General features: G+C 70.1%; 6 protein-coding genes and 1 pseudogene. 4 read left to right on the plus strand and 3 right to left on the minus strand.

What is annotated here, in order from left to right; translation table 11 throughout:
* A pseudogene (locus tag QN357_RS16730) lies at nucleotides 1-345 on the minus strand (2-phospho-L-lactate guanylyltransferase); the annotation flags it as partial.
* The gene (cofE, locus tag QN357_RS16735) at nucleotides 342-1,241 is read right to left on the minus strand and encodes a coenzyme F420-0:L-glutamate ligase (RefSeq protein WP_322189115.1); all 900 of its coding nucleotides are present in this window, start codon (nucleotides 1,239-1,241) and stop codon (nucleotides 342-344) included. The pseudogene QN357_RS16730 and the gene cofE, both read right to left, overlap by 4 nt.
* Before the next feature lie 199 nt (nucleotides 1,242-1,440).
* Between cofE and QN357_RS16740 the strand changes: the two genes are divergently transcribed.
* From QN357_RS16740 to QN357_RS16750, 3 genes are read left to right on the plus strand one after another with little or no spacing between them, the layout of a single operon-like run.
* On the plus strand, nucleotides 1,441-3,465 hold the full coding sequence (locus tag QN357_RS16740) for a fructose-specific PTS transporter subunit EIIC (RefSeq protein ID WP_322189113.1): 2,025 nt from the start codon (nucleotides 1,441-1,443) through the stop codon (nucleotides 3,463-3,465).
* A 9-nt stretch (nucleotides 3,466-3,474) separates the two neighbouring features.
* Nucleotides 3,475-4,311 carry an exodeoxyribonuclease III gene (locus tag QN357_RS16745; RefSeq protein WP_322189111.1) on the plus strand — a complete coding sequence of 279 codons (837 nt, stop codon included), beginning with the start codon at nucleotides 3,475-3,477 and terminating at the stop codon, nucleotides 4,309-4,311.
* 40 nt (nucleotides 4,312-4,351) lie between these two features.
* Complete coding sequence (locus QN357_RS16750; protein WP_322136807.1) at nucleotides 4,352-4,984, plus strand: antibiotic biosynthesis monooxygenase; 633 nt, start codon at nucleotides 4,352-4,354, stop codon at nucleotides 4,982-4,984.
* A 13-nt stretch (nucleotides 4,985-4,997) separates the two neighbouring features.
* Here the strand turns inward: QN357_RS16750 and QN357_RS16755 are convergent, their stop codons facing one another.
* Entirely contained in the window at nucleotides 4,998-5,957 is a 960-nt protein-coding gene (locus QN357_RS16755) for an AEC family transporter (protein WP_322141086.1), read from the minus strand.
* Nucleotides 5,958-6,038: 81 nt separating this feature from the next.
* Between QN357_RS16755 and QN357_RS16760 the strand changes: the two genes are divergently transcribed.
* Nucleotides 6,039-6,854, plus strand: a complete 816-nt coding sequence (locus QN357_RS16760; protein WP_134560373.1) for an alpha/beta fold hydrolase — start codon at nucleotides 6,039-6,041, stop codon at nucleotides 6,852-6,854.
* The last annotated feature ends 17 nt before the right edge of the window (nucleotides 6,855-6,871 follow it).

Below are 6,871 nucleotides of genomic sequence, written 5' to 3' on the forward strand. Positions count from 1 at the left end.
GTCATCCGCGGTGAGGGCAGGCAGGTCTCCGGTGATGACGGCGCGGTGCGCAGCGGGGAACTCCGCAGCGGCCGCGGCCAGTCCCACGTCGATCGCGGCGTTGAGCGGGTCGACCGGGTCCCGAACCTCGGCGACGATGTGCGCGCCCAGGCGGGCGAGTCGCGCGCCGAGGACGGTGTCCCCGGTCACGACGAAGACGGCAAGGACCGGGGCGGCTGCGGCGAGGGCAGCAACGGTGTCGAGGGCGAACGCGTCGGCGAGCTCGGCACGGTCCGGGCCGGCGCCGCCGAGGCGTGTCTTCGCGCCAGGGTTTCCCTTGACCGGAACCACGACCACCCAGCTCACGGCAGGTCGGCTTCCGCGGCGGTGAGTCCGGCGGCCAGTCCGGCCGCGTAGCCCCTGGTGTAGCCGAGGGCCTCGGCCTCCGCGCTGCCGAGCCGGAACATGTCGGTCTCGCTCGGGCGCAGCAGAATAGCCGCCCCGCGATCGACAACACCCGATCCGGCGGTGACGGGGTCAGCGGCCGGGAGCGGCAGGACCAGCCGGCCGAGCCCCCGGATCACGGCGACCGGGTTGCCGCTCGCCTTGCCCTTGACGAGGTCGGCGGCGCCGGCGATCTCGTCGCCGACGGCGGGCGCGGTGACGTTGAGGAGTTTGCCGGCGGCATCCGTCGTGCCGCGCAGGTCGTCGAGCACGGCGACGCCGGCCGCGCCGATCGCGATGTCGGTCTGGCCCTCGCGCCAGGGGCGCCCAGCGGTGTCGGTGATGATGACACCGAGGCGGAGCCCGGTGCGTGCCCGCACCGCGGCGCAGAGGGCGCGGGCGGAGGCATCCGGATCGGCCGGAAGGAGCAGCACGAAGCCCTCGGGGGTGTTGCTCGCGTCGACGCCGGCCGCGGCCATCACGAGGCCCTGCCGGTTCTCGACGATGCGGGTCACGCCACCCGGGTACGCGCGGGTCGCGACGACACGCACGGTCTCCTCGGTGATCGCCTGCTCGCGGTCGGCCGCCGCGCGCAGGCGGCCCTCGGCCTTGGAGACGATCTTGCTCGTGACCGCGAGGATGTCGCCGTCACTCAGCAGGGTGCCCCCAGCGACTCCGGCGGCCGCGACTTCTGCAGCGGCGAGGATCAGCCCGGCGAGGTCGGCGCCCGCCGCGACCTCGGGAATCCCCTCGAGGGCGAAAACGCTCAGTTCGCCGCGCACCGGTCCCGCTTTCCGCTCATCCTTCGATCCTGTCACGTCCCGTAACCGCCCGGAGGTCCCGGCTCTTCCCGACTCGTCGCAGATCGAAGTTCCCACGTCACGTGAACGTCGATGTGCGACACCTCACGAGCCACCCTCGTTCGCGGGGCGAAATAAAGTTAGTTAAGCTTATGAAATTGAGCTGCGGTGTTCACGGAGATTCCGGTCGACCTCGGCCCGGAAGGACTCTCGAGCCATGCCCGAACCCCTCACCGCGACAACAGCACCACATCGACTCCTGATCCTGGGCCTCACGGCCTGCCCCACCGGCATCGCGCACACCTACATGGCTGCCGAGAAGCTATCGGCCGCGGCGGCCGAACTCGGCTATGACATGAAGGTCGAGACGCATGGCTCCGTCGGCGTCGAAGGCGCCTTCAGCCCGGCCGACATCGACCGTGCCGACGCCGTCGTGATCGCGGCAGACACCAGGATCGACCCGTCACGCTTCGCGGGCAAGCGGATCATCTCCGTCGGGGTGGCCGACGGCATCCACCGCCCTGCCGCTTTGATCCGGGAGGCCCTCGCCGCCGCGCCGTCAGCGGCCGCCGACGGACCCGACGGCTCGGCCGGGAATACCCCCGCCCCGACCACCGGCAGGTCAGACGTCGGCGGCACCCTGTACCGCGCCCTGATGAACGGCGTCTCCTACATGATCCCGTTCGTCGTGGTCGGCGGGCTGCTGATCGCCATCTCGCTCTCCCTCGGCGGCGAGGCGACCCCGAAGGGTCTCGTCATCCCGGAGGGCAGCTTCTGGTTGACGATCAACCAGATCGGCGTGCTCGGCTTCACCCTGATGGTGCCGATCCTCTCCGGGTTCATCGCCTACGCGATCGCCGACCGGCCCGGGCTCGCGCCGGGCATGATCTGCGGCTGGATCGCCACGACAGGGTCGTTCTACCACTCCGAGTCCGGCGCCGGCTTCATCGGCGGCATCGTCACCGGGTTCCTCGTCGGTTTCGTCGCCCTCGGCATCAAGAAAATCCCCGTGCACCGGTACATCAAGCCGATCATGCCGATCCTCGTGATCCCCGTGCTCACCACCGTGATCGTCGGCGGCGCCTTCGTGCTCGCCCTCGGCCAGCCGATCAGCTGGGTCTTCTCCACCATGAGCACGTTCCTCACCGGCCTGCAGGGCGGCAGCGCGATCGTGCTCGGCCTGATCCTCGGCGCCATGGTCGCCTTCGACATGGGCGGCCCGGTCAACAAGACCGCGTTCCTCTTCGGCAGCGCCCTGATCGCGACAGGGAACCCCGCCCCGATGGGCATGGTCGCCGCCGCGATCGCCGTCCCGCCGCTCGGGATGGGCCTGGCCACCCTGATCCGCGGCCGCTACTTCTCCAAGCCGGAGCGTGAGGCCGGGATCGCCGCCCTGTTCATGGGGTTCTTCGGCATCACAGAAGGCGCCATCCCGCTCGCCGCCGCCAAGCCGCTGCAGGTCATCCCCGCGAACATGCTCGGCGGAGCCGTCGCCGGCGGCATCGCAGCCCTCTTCGCGGTCACCGACTCCGTGCCGCACGGCGGACCGATCGTCGCCGTCTTCGGCGCCGTCTCCGGGGTGCCGATGTACTTCGCGGCCCTGCTCATCGGTGCCGTCGTCACCGCCCTCGTCTCCCTGCTGCTCCTCGGAATGTCCGCGCGCAGGGCCGAACGCCACACGCGGCAGGCCGCCGCGGAGACATCCGTCTCGACGGCACCACAGGCAGTGCCGGCACCGGCCCCGGCCCCGGCACCGGCACCGAAGACGGTTCTCGACTACATCGACGAAGACACGATCGTGCTCGACGCCGCCGAGACCGACACCGACGCGATGATTCGCACCCTCGTCGGCCGGATGGGCGCCACCGGCCGCGTCACCGACGCAGGCGTCGTCATCCAGGCGGCCCTCGCCCGCGAGAAGCTCGGCACCACGGCCGTCGGAGACGGCATCGCGATCCCGCACGCCAAATCGGACGGCGTGAGCGCCCCGATCCTGGCCTTCGCCCGCAGCAGGCACGGCGTCGCCTGGAACGCGCCCGATGGCACCCCGGCCACGCTGATCTTCCTGATCGCCGTTCCGGAGGCGGCGGCCGGAACCGAGCACCTCACCGTGCTCGCCCAGCTGTCCCGCGCCCTGATGAAGCCCGCCTTCCGCGCCGCACTGCAGTCGGCAGCGACCCCGGCGGACGTGCTCGCGGCGCTGGCCGCGCAGGTCGGCCCGAAGCCGGCATCCGTCAAATAGGCTGGGCGCATGCGCATCGCCACCTGGAACGTCAACTCCATCCGAGCCCGCTCCGCCCGTGTCGTCGACTGGCTCGTGCGCGAGGACATCGACGTGCTCGCCATGCAGGAGATCAAGTGCAAGCCGGAGCAGTTCCCCTCCGACGTCTTCGAAGAGGCCGGGTACGAGCTCGCCATCCACGGCCTCAGCCAGTGGAACGGCGTCGCCTTCGCGAGCAGGCACCCTATGACGGATGTCGCAACGAGCTTCCCCGGCATGCCCGGCTTCCTGAAAGGCCAGGAAGGCCCCGGGCTGCCGCTCGAGGCCCGTGCGCTCGGGGTCACGGTGAATGACCTGCGGCTCTGGAGCCTCTACGTGCCGAACGGGCGCGCGCTCGACGACCCGCACTACGCGTACAAGCTCGACTGGCTCGCGAAGCTCGACGAGCACGCCCGCGCCGAACTCGCCGCCCGCCCCGATCTCGCCCTCGCGCTGATGGGCGACTGGAACGTGGCCCCCCTCGACTCCGACGTCGGCGACCCGACGCTGGTCCCCGGGGTGTCGACGCACATCTCACCGCCGGAACGGGCCGCCTTCGAGGCCTTCGCCGCCGCAGGGCTGACCGACCCCGTGCGCACCCTCGTTCCGGAGGGCTTCACCTACTGGGACTACAAGCAACTGCGGTTCCCGCGCAACGAGGGCCTCCGCATCGACTTCATCCTCGGCTCACCGGCGTTCACCGACCTCGTCACCGCCGCGAGCATCCACCGGAACGAACGCAAGGGCGACGCACCGAGCGACCACGTGCCCGTCGTCGTCGACCTCACCCTCGACGACGAGGACGACGACCGCCCGATGATCTTCTGACCCCTCGCCGGATGACGCGACCGTCGGGGATACTGGAAGCATGTCTTCCGTATCGCCGGGGAACGACGGCAATCCGGCGGCGGCCGGGCCGTCCGATTCCGTCACCGTCTCCATCACGCGCCGGGTGCAACCCACCCGGATAGCCGAGGCGACCCACTGGGCCCAGCAGGGCATGGACCTCGCGAGCGCGTTCCCCGGCTTCCTCGGCTCCGGCTGGGTGCGCACGAGCGCGGACTCGCTCAGTTGGCACATGCTCTACCGTTTCGACAACTCCGATTCACTGGATGCCTGGGAAGGCTCCGATGAGCGCGCCGAGTGGCTCGCCCAGGGCGTCGACTACATCCTCGACGCCCGCGTGCAGAAGCGCACCGGCATCGAAGGCTGGTTCGACACCCCGCAGGAGGGCGCGGACTCGGGCATCTACCAGCCCTCGCAGTGGAAGCAGACCGTCGCGATCGGCCTCGGCTTCTTCCCGACCAACGTGGTCTTCACCTTCCTCGTCACACTCGCGATCCCCGAGTGGGGCGGCTACCCGATCGTGCCCCGCATCCTGATGACGACCCTCGTGATGGCGCCCACGATGACACTGCTCGTGATGCCGTGGATCACGCGGTGGCTCCGCCCGTGGCTGACCCGGCCGCCGGCATCCGCCTACCGCCGCCCACAGGTCTAGACCACCCGCAGGCCTAGGCGGCCGGCGCGAGCAGGGCCGCGATCACGAGCAACGCCGGGATGGCGGCGATCGTCGTCACGAGCACGGTGTCGCGGGCGACGACCATGCCGCGGTCGTACCGGGCCGCATAGTTGAAGACGTTCTGCGCGGTCGGCAGGGCTGCGACTGTCACGACGGCGAACAGCTCTGCGGGGCCGAGCCCGAAGACGAATCGGCCGAAGGCCCAGGCAACGACCGGCATCACGGCCACCTTGAGCGTCGCCGCGAGCGCGACCTGCTTCCTCCCTGAGCCGGGTCGCAGGATCCGGTCGCCGCGCAGTGACATGCCGAACGAGAGAAGGACCATCGGGACACCGGCCCCTCCGAGGATGTCGAGGGGTGCGAACACGGCGTCCGGGATCGGGATCCGGAATACGGCCACGATCAGACCGGACAGGGAGGCGAGGATCAGCGGGTTCCGGAACGGCTGGGTCAGGATCGACCGGACCGAGACCCGGCCGCTCGTCGCGACGTCGAGGATGCCGAGCAGGATCGGCGCGAAGACGAGCAGCTGCAGGAGGAGCACCGGGGCGACGTAGTGCGCACTGCCGAGCACGTAGATCGCTACGGGCAGGCCGATGTTGTTCGCGTTGACGTAGCCGGCTCCCGCGACGCCGAGCGCGGTTTCCGCCACGCGGTCCCGGCGCCGGCTCCCACCGATCGCCCTGCGGCGCACGAGGAACCGGCTGGCCGCGAGGTAGACCACGACGATGACCAGGACGGTGCACAGGGTGGTCAGGAGGAACCAGGAGAACAGCACCCGGACATCCGTGTGGCTCAGGACGGTGAACATCAGCGCGGGCATCGCCACGAAGAAGGCGACCCGATTGAGCACGAACCCGGCCGTCGGGCCAGCGAACCCCGCACGCTCGATGAGGTAGCCCACCAGGATCACGAATCCGATGATGGAGAACCCGACCAGGACGCCGCTCATTACTCCCAGATTAGGGGACAGTTCTGCTGCAGGAGAGCGCGAGTCTTGCCAGCGGTCACGCCACAGCCGTACGCTCGAAGCATGCCTCATCTCAGCGTTCCGGGTGCGTCGATGTACTACGAGACCGAAGGTGCGCTGTCGTCGCCGGCGATCCTGCTGCTGCACGCCGGCATCGCGAACCTGCGCATGTGGGACCCCCAGGTCGCAGCCCTCGCCGCCAGGCATTTCGTGGTGCGGTTCGATGCGCGCGGCTTCGGGCAGACCACGACCGAGAACGTCGCGTTCTCCAACCGGGCGGATGCCGTCGCGCTGCTCGATCATCTCGGCATCGCGTCCGCGACCCTCGTCGGCTGCTCGCGCGGAGGGTCGATCGCGATCGACATCGCCCTCGAGAGCCCGGACAGGGTCGCCGGGCTCGTCACGATCGGGTCCGGCCCGAGCGGTTTCCCCGAAGTCGAGCTCACCGAGCTCGAGGACGCCCGGTTCGACGAACTCGACGAGGCCTTCGACGCCCGTGACTGGCACCGGCTCGCCCGGCTGGAGGTCGCGCTGTGGGCGATCGGCACGACCAGGGACGAGAAGGCCCTCGATCCCGAGTTCGTGTCGACGGCCTACGCGCTCAACCGGGTCAATGTCGTGCACGCCGAGGAGAACCCGATCCCGATCCCGCTCGAACCGCCCGCGAGCAACCGGGTGATCGATATCGAGGTTCCCGCGCTCGTGACGGTCGGCGAGTTCGACGTGACGCCCGCGCTCGCCCAGTACGAGTACCTGCTGTCGACGCTGCCCTTCGCGAGCGGCTGCACCTTCCGCGACGCCGCGCATCTGCCGAGCGTCGAACTCCCTGACGAGTTCGAGCGGGTGCTCCTCGACTGGCTCACCTCGAACGGCCTCTAGCCCCCGTCGCCCCGCCC

The organism is Cryobacterium sp. RTC2.1 (assembly GCF_035018685.1).
Lineage (GTDB): Bacteria > Actinomycetota > Actinomycetes > Actinomycetales > Microbacteriaceae > Cryobacterium > Cryobacterium glucosi.

Coding starts and splice junctions, on each gene's coding strand:
- QN357_RS16740 (WP_322189113.1), top strand. CDS start 1,441: ATGCCCGAACCCCTCACCGCGACAACAGCACCACATCGACTCCTGATC.
- QN357_RS16745 (WP_322189111.1), top strand. CDS start 3,475: ATGCGCATCGCCACCTGGAACGTCAACTCCATCCGAGCCCGCTCCGCC.
- QN357_RS16750 (WP_322136807.1), top strand. CDS start 4,352: ATGTCTTCCGTATCGCCGGGGAACGACGGCAATCCGGCGGCGGCCGGG.
- QN357_RS16755 (WP_322141086.1), bottom strand. CDS start 5,957: ATGAGCGGCGTCCTGGTCGGGTTCTCCATCATCGGATTCGTGATCCTG.
- QN357_RS16760 (WP_134560373.1), top strand. CDS start 6,039: ATGCCTCATCTCAGCGTTCCGGGTGCGTCGATGTACTACGAGACCGAA.